17 protein-coding genes are annotated in these 16,847 nt (G+C 70.3%); 6 read left to right on the top strand and 11 right to left on the bottom strand.

The annotated features are described in order from the left end of the window. Nucleotides 1-10 precede the first annotated feature (10 nt). From JJI54_RS18440 to JJI54_RS18430, 3 genes are read right to left on the bottom strand one after another with little or no spacing between them, the layout of a single operon-like run. Nucleotides 11-847, bottom strand: coding sequence for an ABC transporter permease (locus JJI54_RS18440; RefSeq protein ID WP_203074526.1), 837 nt, complete (start codon nucleotides 845-847; stop codon nucleotides 11-13). After that, nucleotides 844-1,614, bottom strand: coding sequence for an ABC transporter ATP-binding protein (locus JJI54_RS18435; protein ID WP_318987530.1), 771 nt, complete (start codon nucleotides 1,612-1,614; stop codon nucleotides 844-846). The genes JJI54_RS18440 and JJI54_RS18435 overlap by 4 nt, the downstream gene beginning before the upstream one ends. Before the next feature lie 4 nt (nucleotides 1,615-1,618). Then, nucleotides 1,619-2,626: an ABC transporter substrate-binding protein gene (locus JJI54_RS18430; RefSeq protein WP_203074525.1), complete on the bottom strand. Its 1,008-nt coding sequence runs from the start codon at nucleotides 2,624-2,626 to the stop codon at nucleotides 1,619-1,621. 177 nt (nucleotides 2,627-2,803) lie between these two features. Here JJI54_RS18430 and JJI54_RS18425 point away from each other — a divergent pair, with 177 nt between their 5' ends. From JJI54_RS18425 to JJI54_RS18405, 5 genes are all read left to right on the top strand, one after another. Next, nucleotides 2,804-4,087 (top strand): amidohydrolase family protein, encoded by a 1,284-nt coding sequence (locus JJI54_RS18425; RefSeq protein WP_203074524.1) that lies wholly within the window; start codon nucleotides 2,804-2,806, stop codon nucleotides 4,085-4,087. Nucleotides 4,088-4,199: 112 nt separating this feature from the next. Then, nucleotides 4,200-4,706, top strand: coding sequence for a VOC family protein (locus JJI54_RS18420; RefSeq protein WP_203074523.1), 507 nt, complete (start codon nucleotides 4,200-4,202; stop codon nucleotides 4,704-4,706). A 10-nt stretch (nucleotides 4,707-4,716) separates the two neighbouring features. Further along, a complete protein-coding gene (locus JJI54_RS18415) occupies nucleotides 4,717-5,682 on the top strand; it encodes an ABC transporter substrate-binding protein (RefSeq protein ID WP_203074522.1) in 966 nt (321 codons plus the stop codon). Then, nucleotides 5,679-6,449, top strand: a complete 771-nt coding sequence (locus JJI54_RS18410; protein ID WP_203074521.1) for an ABC transporter ATP-binding protein — start codon at nucleotides 5,679-5,681, stop codon at nucleotides 6,447-6,449. The genes JJI54_RS18415 and JJI54_RS18410 overlap by 4 nt, the downstream gene beginning before the upstream one ends. Beyond that, nucleotides 6,446-7,195 (top strand): ABC transporter permease, encoded by a 750-nt coding sequence (locus JJI54_RS18405; protein ID WP_203074520.1) that lies wholly within the window; start codon nucleotides 6,446-6,448, stop codon nucleotides 7,193-7,195. The genes JJI54_RS18410 and JJI54_RS18405 overlap by 4 nt, the downstream gene beginning before the upstream one ends. Nucleotides 7,196-7,198: 3 nt before the next feature. Here the strand turns inward: JJI54_RS18405 and JJI54_RS18400 are convergent, their stop codons facing one another. Next, complete coding sequence (locus tag JJI54_RS18400; RefSeq protein ID WP_203074519.1) at nucleotides 7,199-8,350, bottom strand: FAD-dependent oxidoreductase; 1,152 nt, start codon at nucleotides 8,348-8,350, stop codon at nucleotides 7,199-7,201. A gap of 65 nt (nucleotides 8,351-8,415) precedes the next feature. Between JJI54_RS18400 and atzD the strand changes: the two genes are divergently transcribed. Continuing rightward, nucleotides 8,416-9,480, top strand: a complete 1,065-nt coding sequence (atzD, locus tag JJI54_RS18395; RefSeq protein ID WP_203074518.1) for a cyanuric acid amidohydrolase — start codon at nucleotides 8,416-8,418, stop codon at nucleotides 9,478-9,480. 30 nt (nucleotides 9,481-9,510) lie between these two features. Here the strand turns inward: atzD and JJI54_RS18390 are convergent, their stop codons facing one another. From JJI54_RS18390 to JJI54_RS18360, 7 genes are read right to left on the bottom strand one after another with little or no spacing between them, the layout of a single operon-like run. Continuing rightward, on the bottom strand, nucleotides 9,511-10,521 hold the full coding sequence (locus JJI54_RS18390) for an ABC transporter substrate-binding protein (protein ID WP_456305602.1): 1,011 nt from the start codon (nucleotides 10,519-10,521) through the stop codon (nucleotides 9,511-9,513). Nucleotides 10,522-10,540: 19 nt separating this feature from the next. Continuing rightward, on the bottom strand, nucleotides 10,541-11,464 hold the full coding sequence (locus tag JJI54_RS18385) for an ABC transporter permease (protein WP_203074517.1): 924 nt from the start codon (nucleotides 11,462-11,464) through the stop codon (nucleotides 10,541-10,543). After that, nucleotides 11,461-12,327, bottom strand: a complete 867-nt coding sequence (locus JJI54_RS18380; protein WP_203074516.1) for an ABC transporter permease — start codon at nucleotides 12,325-12,327, stop codon at nucleotides 11,461-11,463. The genes JJI54_RS18385 and JJI54_RS18380 overlap by 4 nt, the downstream gene beginning before the upstream one ends. Beyond that, the gene (locus tag JJI54_RS18375; protein WP_203074515.1) at nucleotides 12,317-13,099 is read right to left on the bottom strand and encodes an ABC transporter ATP-binding protein; all 783 of its coding nucleotides are present in this window, start codon (nucleotides 13,097-13,099) and stop codon (nucleotides 12,317-12,319) included. The genes JJI54_RS18380 and JJI54_RS18375 overlap by 11 nt, the downstream gene beginning before the upstream one ends. Beyond that, nucleotides 13,092-15,428 carry a xanthine dehydrogenase family protein molybdopterin-binding subunit gene (locus JJI54_RS18370; protein ID WP_203074514.1) on the bottom strand — a complete coding sequence of 779 codons (2,337 nt, stop codon included), beginning with the start codon at nucleotides 15,426-15,428 and terminating at the stop codon, nucleotides 13,092-13,094. The genes JJI54_RS18375 and JJI54_RS18370 overlap by 8 nt, the downstream gene beginning before the upstream one ends. Beyond that, entirely contained in the window at nucleotides 15,425-15,913 is a 489-nt protein-coding gene (locus JJI54_RS18365) for a (2Fe-2S)-binding protein (protein WP_203074513.1), read from the bottom strand. Before JJI54_RS18365 ends, JJI54_RS18370 begins: the two co-directional genes overlap by 4 nt. Further along, nucleotides 15,910-16,779, bottom strand: coding sequence for an FAD binding domain-containing protein (locus JJI54_RS18360; RefSeq protein ID WP_203074512.1), 870 nt, complete (start codon nucleotides 16,777-16,779; stop codon nucleotides 15,910-15,912). Before JJI54_RS18360 ends, JJI54_RS18365 begins: the two co-directional genes overlap by 4 nt. Between the last annotated feature and the right edge of the window lie 68 nt (nucleotides 16,780-16,847).

Below are 16,847 nucleotides of genomic sequence, written 5' to 3'. Positions count from 1 at the left end.
GCTGTTTCCTTCAGACGGGGTTGGCCGGCTGCCAGCGCACCACCAGGCGTTCCACGGCGATGATCGCGCCGAAGAAGGCCACGGAGAAGGCCGAGCCGACGATGACGGTGGCGTAGAGCATCGCGCTGTCGAAATTGTACATGGACTGGATGATCAGCGCGCCGATGCCGGTGGTGGAGCCGATCCATTCGCCGACGATGGCGCCGATCACGGCGGTGGAGGCCGCGATCTTCAGCGCGGAGAACAGATAGGGCAGGGAGTTGCGCAGCCGCAGCTTGAAGAAGATCTCGCGCTCACTGGCGGAGAGCACGCGCATCAATTCCATCGCCTGCGGGTTCACCGATTCCAGCCCCCGCACCATGTTCACCAGGGTCGGGAAGAAGCAGATCAGCGCGGCGATGGCGATCTTGGGCTCCATCCCGTTGCCCAGCAGCAGCACCAGGATCGGTGCCTTGGCGACGACGGGGATGGTGTTGATCAGCACGACGACGGGGAAGAAAGCTTCCTCCACCGTCTTGCGATGCACGAAGACGGTCGCGATCACGATGGCGACGATGTTGCCGAGCGTGAAGCCGGCCAGCGCCTCGATCGCCGTCGGCAACAGATTGGCCATCAGGATGGGCCATTTCGCGACCAGCGTGGTGGCGACCGCGACCGGCGAGGGCGCCACGAAGGGCGGCACTTCCAGGATATAGACCAGGCACCACCAGACCAGCAGCATGGACAGGATGCCCGCCACCGGCAGCAGGCGCCGCCGCCAGGCCAAGCGGCGGCGCGCGCGTTCATGCGCGGCCTCGGCCTCCCGCAGCCCGGGGTCGTCGATCAGGGTGTCGGCGGTGATGCTCAATGCCCCCTCCCCAAAGCGTCGCGCAGGCCGGAGACGATGCTGGTGAAGGCCGGCGTCTCGCGGATCGTGAGGTCCCGGTCGCGCGGCAGGTCGACGCTGACATGCGCGGCGTTGCGCCCGGGATTGGCGGCCAGCACCAGCACCTGCTCGCCGAGATAGACGGCCTCATAGACGGAATGGGTGACGAAGAGGATCGTCGTCCCCGTCTCCTGCCACACGCGGCGCAGCTCCTCGTTCAGCCGGTCGCGCGTGATCTCATCCAGCGCACCGAAGGGCTCATCCATCAGCAGCAGCCGCGGGCCACCCAGCAGCGCGCGCGCGATGGAGACGCGCTGGCGCATGCCGCCGGAGAGTTCGTGCGGGTAGCTGTTCTCCCACCCCTCCAGCCCGACCAGCTTCAGCAGTTCGCGCGGCGTTGGTGCCGTGGGCGGCAGGTCGCGCTTGCCGCCCACTTCCAGCGGCAGTTCCACATTCTGCAGCGCCGTCCGCCAGGGCAGCAGCGCCGCATCCTGGAAGACGAAGCCTAGTGTCCGCGCCGCCCGCGCCGCTGCCGGCGCCATGCCGAAGACGGAGACATGGCCCGTGCTCGGCGTCACGAGGTCCGCCACCACGCGCAGCAGCGTGGACTTCCCGCAGCCGGAGGGGCCGAGCAGGGAGAGGAAGCCGCCCGCCTCCACGTCCATGCTGACATCCCGCAGCGCGGTGACGGTGCGGCGATCCGTGACGAACCGCACCGTGACGCCGCGGCATTCGACGGCAGAGGTCACCGCCTCAGCCGATCAGCGGGCGGTTGCCGTTGGTCATGCGGAGGATATCGAGCGTCATCACCTCCTCCAGCCGCGGCGTGCGGCGGGAGAACTGGCCGAGCTGCGCGTAGAGGTCGATCTGCTCCCGCCACACATCCGGGTCCATGGTGCCCCAGCCCTCCGTCGCCGTCTTCGGGCCGAAGGCATAGGCCAGCATCACCTCCAGCGCCTCCAGCTCATCGGCGCGGTTGAGGTTCGGGAATTCCTTCAGCAGCAGGTCGACGGCCGCGGCGCGGTTGGCATGGGCATAGGCCCAGCCGCGGCCGGAGGCGCGCAGGAACCGCGCCAGCACATCGGCGCGGCGTTCCAGCGTTGTCGCCGTGGCGTAGTAGGGCAGGGCATAGAGCCGGACGCCCGTGTCCCACAGCCGCATGACGACGGGGTCCGTCACCACGCGCAGCGCGGTCGTGTTCGTCAGCCAGCCCGTGATGACATCGACCTGGCCCGTCATCAGCGGCGCCATGTCGGCGCCGATCGGGATGATGGTGACGTCGCGCTCCGCGATGTTGTTCTTGGCCAGCAGCGCGCGCAGCAGGATCACCGCGGTGGACTGAGTGCCGATCTTCTTGCCGATCAGGTCACGCGGCTGGCGCACCGGGTTGCGGGCGCGCGAGATGTAGCTGAAGGGATGCACCTGCGCGCCGGCCGCGAAGCAGCGCACGGGAATGTCCTGCGACGCCGCGAGCATGAGGGAGGGGGAGGAGGAGACCTGCCCCACCTCGAACCGCCCGGCGGCGACGACCGCGACGCCATCGATGTTGGGCCCGCCGGGCTGGATGCGCAGGTCCAGGCCCTCGGCCTCGTAGTAGCCGAGTTGCTTGGCGCAGACCTCGCCGATCTGGTTGCCGCCGGTAATCCAGCCGAGCTGGAGGTTGATCACGGCGCGGCCCTGCGCTTCCGCGACATCCACCATCATCCCGGTGCCCGCCACGGCAGCCGAGGCCTTGAGCAATGTCCTGCGATCCAACGCCATGCCCAATCTCCATCGCGCAGGCCGCGCTTGGCCCCCTCGGCCCCGCGGCGCGTTGGGCTGGCATGCAAGCATGGTGCCGGGTGTGCGCAAAGCCGAATTTTTCCGGCCGATGCGTGCGGAAAATTCGTACGCCAGGCCGGGCTTGACCAGGCCCGCCACGCCATGCGGGCATGCCGCATGGCCCTGATCCTGACCCATGCCGCGATCCTCACCATGGATGCCGCGCATCGCATCCTGCGTGGCCATGACATCAGGATCGAGAACGGAGTCATCGCCGCCATCGGCCCTGGCCTGGCGGTCACGCCCGCGGATGAGGTGATCGACTGCCGCCACGCGCTGGTCACGCCCGGCCTCGTGAACGTCCACACCCATGCCGCGACGGCGCTGTTCCGTGGCCTGGCCGAGGACCTGCCGCGCGACTTCTGGGCGGGCGCCTATCGCGTGCCGGGGCAGGAACGCTTCACGGAGGCTGACTACGCGCTCTCCCTCCGCGCAGCCTGTGCGGAGTTCCTGCTGAACGGCGTGACCTGCATCGCGGACCGTCTGGCCGGCATGGATCGGCTGGCGCCGGTGATCGAGGAATCGGGAATGCGCGCCGTGGTCGGCAGCACATTGACCGATGCGCGGGCGGCGGAGGCCTGGGCGGAGACGGATCGGCTGCTCGCGCGCTACGGCAGCGATCCCGCACGATCCCGCATCACCACGGCCATCGCGCCACATGCGCTCGATTCCTGTTCCGACGCGCTGCTGGCGGAGGTTGCGCGGCGTGCGGAGCGGGAGGGCGCGCGCGTCGTGTTGCATGTCGCGCAATCCGCGCCGGAGGTGGCGGCGGTGCGCGCGCGGGGCCACGCCGGCGCGCTGGCCTGCCTGCGCCGCGCGGGCCTCGCCAGTCCCCGCACCGTCGCGGCGCATGCCATCTACCTCGAGGAATCGGAGATCGAGGGCTGGTGCGAGGACGGCATCGCCATCGCGCATTGCCCGGCCAGCAACCTGAAGATTGAGGCACGCACCATCCCCCTGCATCGCTATGTCGGCCGCGTGCCGGTCGGGCTCGGCACGGACTGGACGGCCAGTGACAACGCGATGGACATGATCTGGGAAGCGCGCCTGGCCGCGCTGGTCGGCAAGCAATCCGCCGGCGATCCCACCGCGCTGCCCGTGGCCACCATGCTGCGCATGATGACGGTGGATGGGGCGCGCGTGCTGGGCCTCGATCCCCACATCGGCAGCGTGGAGGTCGGCAAGCGCGCGGACCTCGTCACCTGGAGCCTGGACCGGCTGGAGATGGCGCCGGCGCATGACCTCGGCGCCAACCTGCTCTACAGCGCCTCGCCCCGCAGCGTGAGGGACGTGATGGTGGATGGCACCGTGCTGGTTCGCGACGGACGGTTGGTGCGGGAGGAGGAGGCCGCGCTGGTGGCGGCCATGCGTCGAGCCGGATGGGGCGGCCTGCCCGCCTGATGGGCGCCGCTGCCTGCGCCACGCGCAGCTTCGCGATGGCCTGGTGCCGCTGACCGCGCATCCGCACTGGCACGGGGGTTGCTGCATCCATCCGGGATGAGGATGGACCACCATGAGGGCTGATGGCGCCGCGATCACCGCCGGGCTGTTCCATGTCGCGGTGAAGACGAATGACCTGGCGCAGACCGTCGCCTTCTACACGCGCATCATCGGCCTGGCCGAAGTGAAGCGGCCGGATTTCGGCTATCCGGGCGCCTGGCTCGGCGTGCCGCTGCCCGGTGGCGCGGCCATCCTGCATGTCTATGCCGGCGGCCCCGCGCTGGGGGCGGAGGGGCGCGCGCCGACGGGCACGGGCGCCATCGACCATGTCTCGCTGGCCTGCCACGGCTATCACGCCTTCATCGCCCGCTTCCGCGCCGCGGGCCTCGACTGGCGGGAGTTCCTCGTGCCCGGCACGAGCCTCTGGCAGCTCTTCGTGTATGACCCCTCCGGCCTGCAGCTCGAACTCACCTTCGATGGCCAGGCGGAGACGGGGCCGATGCCGGACATGTCCGACCACCGCCGCTACGTCGCCGGTCACAACTTCCACGATCCCGCCACCTATCCGAAGCTCGTCTGAGGAAACCGCCATGATCAGCCGTCGCCCGTTGCTTCTTGCCGCGCTCGCAGCGCCGTCCGTGGCGCGCGCGCAGGCGTCCGAACGCGTCCGCGTCGCGGTCTTCAACGTCTCCTCCGCGCTGCCCTACTACGTGGCGGTGGAGCGCGGCTTCTTCGCGGCCCATGGCATCGAGGCCAGCGCCGTGCCGCTGCAGGCCGCGCCGCTGATCGTGCAGGCGATGGTCGCGGGCGATGTGGAGGCCGCGTCGAACCTGGTGACGCTGGAGGGCGCCAACATCAATGCGCGGCGCGCCAATACCGCCGTCTATGTCGCGCTGAACGGGCAGAACGCGCAGTACCAGATGGAACAGTTCGTCGTGCGCGCGGGCAGCACGGCGCAATCGATCCGCGACCTCAAGGGCGCGCGCATCCTCTCCGCCCCCGGGCCCGCCAATATCTCCGCCGCCCGCGCCGTGCTGGCGGCGAATGGGCTGCAGGAGGGGCGGGACTACACGATCCAGGAACAGCAGATGGGGGTGCATGTCGGCGCACTGGCCGCCGGCACCTTCGATGCCGCCTATACGCTGGAGCCCGTCGCCACCATCGCGGAGCGCGCCGGTGCCGCGCGGCGGCTGGAGACGGGCGTCATCGCGACGCATCTGCTCGGACGCCGCGATGCGCAGGCCTGGGCCGCCGGCGCGGCCCTGACGGGGAAGTTCCTGGCCGAGAAGCCCGCCGTCGCGCAGCGCTTCGCCGCCGCCTGGGCGCAGGCCTGCGCGCTGGTGGCGTCCGATCCCGCCAGTGTGCGGCCGCTGCTGGTGCAGCACATGCAGACCTCCGCCGAGCTGGCGCCGACCATCCCGCTGGTGAATTTCCGCATGGTGAAGGACATGACGCCGGCGGAGATCGCGGATTTCCAGAAATTCGTGGACCTGGCCGTGGCGCAGGGCGTGGTGCGTGACCGGATCGAGGTGCGGTCCTTCCTGCGCGCGCTGTGAGCATCCCCCCGCGGGAGGCCGCGATCTCCATCCGTGGCCTGCGCAAGGCCTTCGGCGGGCAGCCCGTCTATTCGGGCTTCGACCTGGATGTGCGCCGGGGCGACATCCTCGCCATCTTCGGGCCCAATGGCTGCGGCAAATCCACGCTGATCAACATGGCGGCGGGGCTGCTGCCGACGGATGGCGGCACGATCCTGTATGATGGGCGGGATGTCGCCGATGTGCGTGTCGGCTATGTCTTCCAGAACTATCGGGAGGCGTTGTTTCCGTGGCGCCGCGCCGCCGACAACATCCGCTATCCCCTGCGCCTGATGGGCCTGCCGAAGGCGGAGATCGAACGGCGCGTGGAACGCCTGGCCACCAGCTTCCGCGTGCGCTTCGACCTCCACCGCTACCCCTATGAATTGTCGGGCGGTCAGCAGCAGCTGGTCTCCATCATGCGGGCGCTGGCGGTGGAGCCGGAGGTGCTGTTCCTGGACGAGCCCTTCTCCGCGCTGGACTATGAGACGACGCTGTCGCTGCGCGACCTGCTGCAGGCCGTGCTGAAGGAGATCGGCGTCACGACGCTGCTTGTCTCCCACGACCTCGAGGAGTCGATCGTGCTGGCGGACCGGCTGCTCATGCTGACGCGGCGACCGACGACGGTGGCGGATGACGTGCCGGTGGCGCTGCCCTGGCCGCGCGGCACGGCGGCGCTCTCCTCGCCTGATTTCGTGGCGATCAAGGCGCGCTGCCTCGATGTCTTCCAGGCGGCGGTGGCGGCATGAGGGCGATCGCCGCGCCACTCGCCGGCGCCATCGGCTTCATCCTGCTCTGGCAGGTCGCCGTCTGGCTGCGCGTGGCCGATCCCATCCTGCTGCCGCCACCGGCCGAGGCCTTCACGGATACCTGGGCGGCGCTGACGCGCGGGACGCTGGCGCTGGACACCTGGCGTACGGTGCAGCGGACGATGCTGTCCTTCCTGATCGCCACCGCGATCGGCGTGCCGCTGGGAGTCGCGCTGGGGGCGAAGGAGCGGGTCTATCGCAGCGTCGAATTCGTGGTGGATTTCTTCCGCTCCACGCCGGCCTCCGCCATGTTTCCTCTGTTCATCGTGCTGTTCGGGCCGGGCGAGTCCACAAAGATCGCGGTGGCGGCCTTCGGCGCCGCGCTCGTCATCCTCTTCAACGCGGCCTATGGCGTCATCAATGCGCGCCGGACGCGGGTGCTGGCGGCGCGGATCATGGGCGCCTCCGGCCCGCGCATCATGGCCGATGTGCTGGTGTGGGAGGCGCTGCCCCAGATCCTGGTCGGCATGCGCGCCGGCGTCTCCCTCGCGCTGGTGATCGTGGTGGTGGCGGAGATGTTCATCGGCTCCACCGACGGGCTCGGCCATCGCGTCATCAACGCGCAGATGCTGTTCGAGAGCGGGCTGATGTACGGCACCATCTTCGTGGCCGGCGCGCTCGGCTATGCGCTCAACCTGCTCTTCCTGCTGATCGAGAAGCGCTTCGTCCACTGGGCCGGGCGGTAGCCCTTACGCCACGTCGGTGTAGAGCTGCCGCAGCTTGTCCATGAAGGGCGCCTCCATCTTGGCGCGGGTGCCGGCCACGACGTCGCAGGGCGGCACCAGCGTGTCGCTGGCTTCCCAGGAGAAGTCGCTGACGAATTTCACGCGGGGGTCGCGCAGCGCCGCGATCTCCGCCACCGTCCCGCCGCGCTTCAGCACCGTGCCGGCGACGACGCCGCATTCCACCGCCTGGGTAGCGCCCTGGCCGAGCGTCGGCACCATGGCTTGCGCCGAATCGCCGAGGAACAGCGCCCGGCCGCCTGCGGCATGGCGCTGGACGGGGGAGGTGGCGCTGCGCGCCCAATGGATGTCGGGCAGGTGTTGTTCGATTTTATCCAGCATCCAGGCGACCGCGGGGCAGGGGGTGCCGTTTGCCGGCGTGAACAGCGCGCGCTGCGCCTCCGCGGTCTTCATGCCCTCCGGGATCGTCTCGGACCCGTTCAGCGGGAAGGTGCCGGCGATATAGACGGCGCCGCCCGGCACGCGGAAGGACAGCAGCCGCGCATTGCCGTTGAACCACTGGCCGTAATCGTCATAGGGGCAATCCGCGGCCTCGGTCACCAGCAGGCGCCAGATGCAGACGCCGAGCAGCGTGCTGCCGGGCTCCCCCGCCGTCAGCGCGCGCAGCCGGCTGTAGCGGCCGTCGCCGCCGACCAGCAGGTCGAAGCCGCCGTGGCGCGCCAGGCCATCCGGCGTGCGGAACACCGGCACCAGGCGGCCCGCCGCATCCTCCTCCAGCGCCTCCAGCACATGCGCGTTGCGGGTGCAGCCTGCTGCCGGGGCGCGCAGCAGCCGGTAGAGTTCCGACCAGCGGATGCGCACGCCCGGCTCCTCCGCGACCGAGAGCATGTCGAGGTCGAAGAGCCGCGTGCCATCCGTGAGATCGACGAACCAGCGATGCCAGGGCAGCGAGGCCTCCCGCAGCGCGGCGTGGCGCTTCGGCATGTGCAGGCGCAGCGCCTTCAGCGCGTTCGGGCCGATATTGAGGCCCGTGCCGGCTTCCGCATGCTCGCCCGGCGCCACGCGTTCGAAGGCCGCGACGTCGATGCCGGGGGCATCGAGAAGCGCCTCCGCCAGCAGGCTGCCCGCGACTCCCGTGCCGATGATGCCGATGCGCATGGAAACTGTCCGTCCGTTCTGCGCGGGCCGTGCAAAGCCCGCGCCATTCGCCCTATGCTTCAGCCATGCCGAGCCTGTCCATCCATCGCCTCCCCATGGCCCATCCGGGCGACCTTTCCGCGCTGGCCGCGCTGATCGAGGCCGGCACGATCCGCGCCGGCGACGTCCGCGCCGTGATCGGCAAGACGGAGGGCAATGGCGGCCTGAACGATTTCACCCGCGGCTTTTTCACGCAGTCGCTGATGCTGCTGCTCGCGCGGCATACGGACGAGACGCCCGAAGCCCTGGCGGCCCGCATCCCTTGCGTGCTGTCGGGGGGCACGGAGGGCGCACTCTCCCCGCACTACATGGTCTTCGCCGTGGCGCGCGATGCCGGTGGTGAGGCCGGCCTCGCGCTCGGCAGCGCCTTCAGCCCACCGACGCCGGCCGCGACCATCGGCCGCGTCGCGCAGATCGAGGCGGTGACGGAAGCCGTCCGCGCCGCCATGGCCGATGCCGGGATCACGCGGGCGGAGGATGTGGCACTGGTCCAGGTGAAGGCGCCCTGTGCGCTCGCGCCCGGGCCCGATGCGCGCAGCACCGACCCGCGCGTGCTGATGGCGTTGTCCCGCGCCGCGGCGGCCTTCGGTGCGGGCATCGCCATCGGTGACATCGCGCCGGAGGCCGGCACGGAAGCGGCGCTGCTGCGCGATGTGCAGCACTACTCCAACCGCGTCAGCATCTCCTCCGGCATCGAGGTCACCTGCAACGAGGTGGTGGTGATCGGCCGCGCCGTGGGCTGGGCGCCCGGCATCACGGCGGGTGTCGCGCCGATGCGGGACCTGCTGGACCTCGATGGCGTTATCGCCGCCTGCCGTGCTGCGGGGCTGGACGCCTCGCCTGCCGTGCAGGACCGCAGCCGCGTGCTCGGCGTGATCGCGAAGGGGGAGCCCGACAAGGCCGGGCACATCCGGGGCGCGCGGCACACCATGCTGGGTGATACGGATATCGATGCGCAGCGGCACCTGCGCGGCGCGCTCGGCGCCATCGTCGCCGCCGTCACGGGCGATGGCCAGGTCTTCGTGAGTGGCGGGGCGGAACATCAGGGGCCGCCCGGCGGTGGGCTGGTCTGCGTCTTCGCCCGCGAATAGGGGGCCGCCGGTCAGCGGCCCCCGTGATGCTCAGCGGATCGCGTCCACCACCGCATGCGTCCAGGCATTGGTGGGCGCGCGGCTGATCACCGGCGAATCGCCGCCGGAGGACAGCAGCGTCTGCACCGTGCGCTCGTAATCCGCCGGCGCCAGGCGGCCGCCGCCCTCGGTATCCAGCAGGCGGCCGATCTCGCCCATCATGCGGCGCTGATGCGCGATGGTCTGCGCGCCGGAGGCATCGTTATCCAGCACGATCTGCGCCGCCGCATCCGGGTTCTGCCGCGCCCAGTCCCAACCCTGCATGGAGGCACGAACGAAGCGCGCCATGCGCGCGACGAAGGCCGCATCCGTCAGGCGGTTCTCCAGCACATAGAGCCCATCCTCCAGCGTCGCCACGCCCTGCTCCTCATACCGGAAGACCTGGAGCTGTTCCGGGCGGAAGCCGCCATCGATGACCTGCCAGTATTCGTTGTAGGTCATGGTGGAGACGCAATCGGCCTGGCGCTGCAGCAGCGGGTCCACGTTGAAGCCCTGGCGCAGCACGCGCACGCCCTGGGGCGTGCCGTTGGTGGGGTAGCCGAGGCGCGACATCCAGGCGAGGAAGGGATACTCGTTGCCGGAGAACCAGACGCCGAGCGTCTTGCCACGCAGGTCGGCGGGGGTGCGGATGCCCGTCTCCGCCCGGCAGGTCAGCATCATGCCGGAGCGCTTGAAGGGCTGCGCGATGTTCACCAGCGGCACGCCACGCTCCCGGCTGGCGAGTGCGGCGGGCATCCATTCCACGATGACATCGGCGCGGTTGCCCGCGATGACCTGCGGCGGCGCGATGTCCGGCCCGCCCGGCGCGATGCGGACGTCGAGGTTGGCGGCACGGTAGAAGCCGCGGGCCTGCGCGACATAGTAGCCCGCGAACTGCGCCTGCGTGACCCATTTGAGCTGCAGGTTCACGCGCTCCTGCGCCTGGGCGCTTGCAGCGCCTGCCAGCATCCCGAGCCCCACCAGCCCGCCGAGCACGGCGCGCCGCATCGATTCCATCACCATCCCTGTCTCTCCTTCCTTGTCAGCCGCGAACCGAAGGGTGCCAGAAGGTCACCCGCCGCTCGATCAGCGCCATGGCGCCGTAGAATGCCGAACCCACCACCGCCGCCACAACGATTTCCGCCCAGACCATGTCGAGCGCGAGCCGCGCCGCCTCCGTCGTGATGCGGAAGCCCATGCCGGTGGTGGGGGATCCGAAGAACTCCGCGACGATGGCGCCGATCAGCGCCAGCGGCGCGTTCACCTTCAGCGCCGTGAAGATGAAGGGCAGGGCGGCGGGAAGGCGCAGCCGCATCAGCGTCTGGCCGTGGCCGGCGGCGTAGCTGCGCATCAGGTCACGCTCCAGCGCGCCGGCGGCGGCCAGGCCCGCCACCGTGTTCACCAGCATGGGGAAGAAGGTCATGGCGACGACGACCGCGGCCTTGGAGGGCCAGTCGAAGCCGAACCACATGACCATGATGGGCGCGATGCCGACCACGGGCAGCGCCGCCACCAGGTTGCCGATGGGCAGCAGGCCACGGCGCAGGAAGGGCACGCGGTCCGCCACCAGCGCCATCAGGAAACCCGCGCCGCAGCCGATCGCGTAGCCCGCCAGCACGGCCTTGAGGAAGGTCTGCACGAAATCCTGCCAGAGCAGATGCGCCCCGCTGGCCATCCGCGCGGCGATGGCGGAGGGCGCGGGCATGAGGGCCATCGGCACCTCGAACCCCACCACCAGCACCTCCCACAGCGCGAGGATGGTGGCGCCGAAGGCCAGCGGCGCGGCCAGCGCCTGCCAGCCCTGCCCGGGCTGGTCGCCGAGCCGCTTCACCAGCCAGGCCGCGAGCCCCGCGGTGAGGGCGATACCGGCCCAGGCCAGGGAGCCCGGCTCGCCCGGCGCATGCACGCCCGCGATCGCCAGGACGAAGCCCAGCACGACGACGGCCGCGAGCAGCCCGGTCCTCATGCCCGCGCCCCCATGCGCCGCGCCAGCAGCCGCTCCGCCAGGCCGACCACGCCGACCAGCGTGGCGGAGACCACGGCCGCGACGGTCAGCGCCGACCAGATCTGCAGGGTCTGGCCGAAATACGACCCCGCCAGCAGCCGCGCGCCCAGCCCCGCCTGCGCGCCGGTCGGCAACTCCGCCACGATGGCGCCGACGACGGCGGCGGCGACCGCGACCTTCAGGCCGGCGAAGAGGTAGGGGAGGGAGGTCGGCACGCGCAGCGTCCAGAACACCTGCGCCGGCGTCGCCGAATAGGTGCGGAGCAGGTCGCGGGAGAGTGCGTCCGGCGCCGCCAGCCCCTTCACCATGCCGATGGCGACGGGGAAGAAGCAGAGATAGGCGCTGATGATCGCCTTCGGCATCAGCCCCGTCATGCCGAGCGCGCCCAGCGCCACGATGACGATCGGCGCCAGCGCCAGCACGGGCACGGCCTGGGAGGCGATGATCCAGGGCATCAGGCTGCGTTCCAGCGCCCGCACATGGATGATCGCGACGGCCAGCAGGATTCCCGCCAGCGAACCCAGCCCGAACCCCGCCAGCGCGGCGGAGAGCGTGACCATCGCGTGGTTCACCAGGCTGCGGGGCGAGGTGATGGGCGGCCCCGTCAGGCTGTTCCAGGTTTCCACCAGCACCTGGTGCGGCGCGGGCAGCAGCGGGCGCGCATGCGACAGCGTCAGCGACACCATGGTGGCGACGTCGGGCGCATTGCCGGCCCGCGCCTGCATGTCCCAGACCACCTGCCAGTTCAGCCAGACCGCGCCGCAATACCACAGCACCACGATGCCGGCGGAAACCGTCAGCACCGGCAGGATGCTAGCCCTCATAGGAATGGCCAGCCCGCAGCCCCTCCCGCACGCGCTGCGCGATGCGGAGGAATTCCGGCGTTTCCCGTATTTCCAGCGGGCGATCGGGGCCGAGGTCGCAATCGACGATATCCGTGATCCGCCCCGGCCTAGGCGACATCACGACGATACGGGTCGAGAGGAAGACGGCCTCCGGGATGGAATGCGTGACGAAGACCACGGTCTTCCGCGTCGCGGCCCAGAGCTTCAGCAGTTGTTCGTTGAGGTGGTCGCGCACGATCTCGTCCAGCGCGCCGAAGGGCTCGTCCATCAGCAGCAGCTTCGGCTCGAAGGCCAAAGCGCGGGCGATGGAGGCGCGCTGCTGCATGCCGCCGGAGAGCTGCCAGGGGAATTTCCGCTCGAAGCCCGCCAGGTTGACCAGCGCCAGCTGCTGGCGCGCGCGTTCCTGCCGCTCGGCTTTCGAGAGGCCCATGATCTGCAGCGGCAGCATCACATTGCCCTCGATGGTGCGCCAGGGGAACAGCGCCGGGGCCTGGAAGACGTAGCCGTAGTCACGCGCCAGCCGTGCCTGCTCCGGCGTCACGCCGTTCACGCGGATCTCGCCCCCGGTTGGCTTCTCCAGGTCGGCGATGACGCGCAGCAGCGTCGTCTTGCCGCAGCCCGAGGGGCCGATGAGGGAGATGAACTCGCCCGGCGCGATGTCGATGTTCACGTCGGACAGCGCATGGACCGGCCCGTCATTGGTGCGGAACACCAGGGACAGGTTCCGCGCGGCGATCGCCGGCTCAGCCACCGTTGCTGATCTCCCAGAGTCGCGAGGGGCTGAGCGGCATTTCGAGAATCTCGATGCCCTTCTCGGGCAGGTTCAGCGCATCCTCCAGCGCCTGTGCGAAGAGCGCGCCGACGGGGATGGCCCCGGCCTCCCCCGCGCCCTTCACGCCGAGCGGGTTGAGCGGCGAGGGCGTCACGGTGTGGTCGAGGCGCATGCGCGGCACGTCGAGCGCGGTCGGCAGCAGGTAGTCTGCCAGGCTGGCATTCATCAACTGGCCCTGTTCGTCCCAATGCAGCTGTTCGAAGAAGGCATTGCCGATGCCCTGCGCGACGCCGCCCTGGATCTGCCCCGCCAGGATCAGCGGATTGATCACCGTGCCGCAATCATGCACCACCACGTAGTCGAGGATGGTTGGCCGGAGCGTCAGCGGATCGACCTCCACGATCATCGCATGGGCGCCGCTGGCCGTGGCGCCACCCGCCGGGCCGAAATAGGAAGTCGCCTCCAGCCCCGGCTCCGTACCCGGGGTGACGGCGCCGCGCATGGGGTTCGCCAGGCCCGCCAGCGCGCCGAGCGTGATCGAATGATCCGGCACGCCGACGACATGCACCTTGCCATCGGCCAGGACCAGATCCTCCTCCGCGCATTCGAAGTGGCGCGCGGCGGTCTTCAGGATCTTCTGCCGCACCACCTTCGCGGCTTCATGCGTGGCGCTGCCGGCGACGACGGCGCCGCGGCTCGCGAAGGTGCCGACCCCCCAATAGAACTGGTCGGTGTCGCCGGTCGTGACCTCCACGTCGCGGATATCGACGCCGAGTTGTTCGGCGACCACCTGCGCGAAGGCCGTGGCGTGGCCCTGGCCCTGCGAACCGATCCCGGTGGCGAGGCTCACCTTGCCGCTGCCCTGCACCTGGATCTTCGCGCCCTCATAGGGGCCGATGCCCGTGCCCTCGACATAGCAGACGACGCCGATGCCGAGCGCCCGGCCCTCCGCGCGCGCCTTCGGCTGCGTCTCCTGCACGAAGCGGTCATAGCCGATGGCGTCCAGCGCCTTTTCCAGGATCGGCGCGTAGTTGCCGCTGTCGTAGGAGAGGCGGGAGAAATCCTGGTAGATCACGCCCTGGTCGTAGGGGAAGGCGTCGGGCGGGATGAAGTTGCGCCGCCTGATCTCGTTGCGGTCCAGCCCGAGTTCGCGCGCCGCGATATCGAGCAGCCGCTCCATGACAAACACGCCGTGCTGGCGCCCCGCGCCGCGATAGGGCGTGACCAGGGTGCGGTTGGTGAAGACGGCGGTGAAGACGCTGTCATAGGCCGGGACGACGTAGCAGCCGAGCAGCGTGCATTGGCTGTTCAGTGGCAAGGTCAGCCCATAGGGGTCATAGGCACCATTGTCGTGCAGGAAGACATCCTTCACGCCGAGGATGCGCCCTTCCGCATCCAGCGCGATCTCCGCGTCATGGATCTGGCTGCGCTCATGCGTGGTGGCGAAGAAATGCTCGAGGCGATCCTCGACCCACTTCACCGGCCGGCCGAGGCGCATGGCCGCCCAGGGCACCAGCACTTCCTCGGGGTAGAACATCATCATCTTCGGCCCGAAGCCGCCGCCGATATTCGGTGCCACCACGCGCACCTGGCGTTCGCTGAGACCCAGCATGGCAGCGAGCCCGTTCCGGATGACGACGGGTGCCTGTGTCGTGTCCCAGACCGTCAGCCGGTCCGCGCGAGGGTCCCATTGCGCGACGACGCCGCGCGTCTCCATCGGGATGGAGGCGCCGCGGTCATAGGTGAAGCGCCGTTTCACCACCAGCGCGGCCGCCTTCGCCGCCGCGGCATAGTCGCCGCGATGCTGATGCACGCGCGCCGCGACATTGACGCCGAGATGGTCATGCACCAGCGGTGAGCCCGGCTGCAGCGCGGCCTCGAGATCGCCGACCGCGTCCAGCACCTCCCACTCCACGACGATGTCGGCCAGCGCGTCCTCCGCGATGTAGCGGCTCTCGGCCACCACCATCGCGACGGGCTCCCCGACATGCCGCGCCTTGTCCTTCACCAGCGGCACCTGGCAGCACTGGTGAAAGACCATGCCGGGGACGGGCGGCGGCGGCACCAGCAGGGGTCCCGGCTTCCAGTAGTCGCCCAGATCCTCCGCCGCATAGGCCGCGATCACGCCGCGCCGCGCGCGCGCGGCGCCGAGATCGACGGAGACCAGCCGCGCATGCGCATGCGGGCTGCGCAGGAAGGCCACATGCAGCAGGCCGGGCAGCTCGACGTCATCGACGAACAGCGCCTCGCCCCGCAGCAGTCGCGGATCCTCGTTCCGCGTCAGCGGCTTGCCGAAGGCATGCGTCATGCGCCGCGCTCCGCCGACGTCACGTTTTGCCGCTCCGCAGCGAGCAGCACGGCATCGACGATGTGCTGGTACCCCGTGCAGCGGCAGAGGTTGCCGGACAGCGCGTGGCGCACCTCATCCTCGGTAGGCTTCGGGTTCTCCGCCAGGAAGGCCGTCATCGTCATCAGGATGCCGGGCGTGCAGTAGCCGCATTGCAGCGCGTGGCTGTCCTGGAAGGCCTGCTGCAGCACGTTGAGCTGGCCCGGCGCCGGCGCCAGACCTTCCACCGTGCGGATGTCATGCCCCTCCGCCTGCACGGCGAAAGCCAGGCACGCACGCGCGGGCTCGCCATCCCAGAGGATGGTGCAGGCGCCGCAGACGCCGTGCTCGCAGCCGACATGGGTGCCGGTCAGCCCGATCTCGTGGCGCAGGAAGTCGCTGAGCAGCAGGCGCGGCTCGACCTCCCGCTCATGGGCCACGCCATTCACCGTCACGCGCACCTTCATGCCGCGCGCTCCGCCGCCAGGGTCAGCGCGCGGGCGGCCAGCACGCCGGCCAGGTGGCGCTGATAGGCCGGGGAGGCCTGCACGCTGCCCATGGGCTCGATCTCCGCCTTCGCCGCTTCCGCCGCCGCCGCGATTTCGCCGACTGTCAGCGCGGTGCCGACCAGCATCGCCGCCGCGCCCGGCGCCGCCATGGGCGTCGGCCCCGCGCTGCAGAAGGCGAGCCGCGCTTCGGCGCAGCGCCCGGCGCCGTCCCGGCGCAGCACCGCCGCGACCCCCATCATCGCGTAGTCGCCCCGCCGGCGCGCCACCTCCAGGAAGGCGGTGCCGGCACCCTCGGGCAGGGGGGGCACCACAATCGCGGCCAGCATCTCATCCTCCGCCAGCGCCGTGGTCAGCGGGGCCACGAAGAATTCGGCGGCCGGTACCATCCGCGTGCCGCGCGGGCCCCGCACCTCCATCCGCCCCCCCAGCGCCAGCATCACGGCCGGCATCTCGCTGGCCGGATCGGCGTGGCAGAGATTGCCGCCGAGCGTCCCGCGGGTGCGGATCTGCGGATGCGCCACCTCGGCCAGCGCCTCCACCAGCAGGGGCAGGCGCTGCGCCACCGCCGCATCACGCTCGATGGTCCGGTAGCGGGTGGTCGCCCCGATCCGCAGCGACCCATCCGCCTGCCACTCCAGCGAATCGAGCCCGCCGACCCGGCCGAGGTCGATCAGCACGGCCGGCTGGGCGACCCGGAAATTCATGGCGGGTACCAGGGATTGCCCCCCCGCGATGAACCGCGCGCCGTCGCCATGGGTGGCCTTCAGGGCCAGGGCGGCGTCCAGGCTCTCCGGCGCCAGCCACTCGAAGGGCGCCGGCTTCAATCGATGATCCTCATGGGCGCGAAACTGCCAGAAGCCGCCCCGCCCCTGCCAGAGGCGTTTTCCGGATG

The organism is Falsiroseomonas ponticola (assembly GCF_016805305.1).
Classification (GTDB): domain Bacteria; phylum Pseudomonadota; class Alphaproteobacteria; order Acetobacterales; family Acetobacteraceae; genus Falsiroseomonas; species Falsiroseomonas ponticola.
Note: the sequence above shows the minus strand (reverse complement) of the source record. Positions and strands in the feature narration are given on the sequence as shown.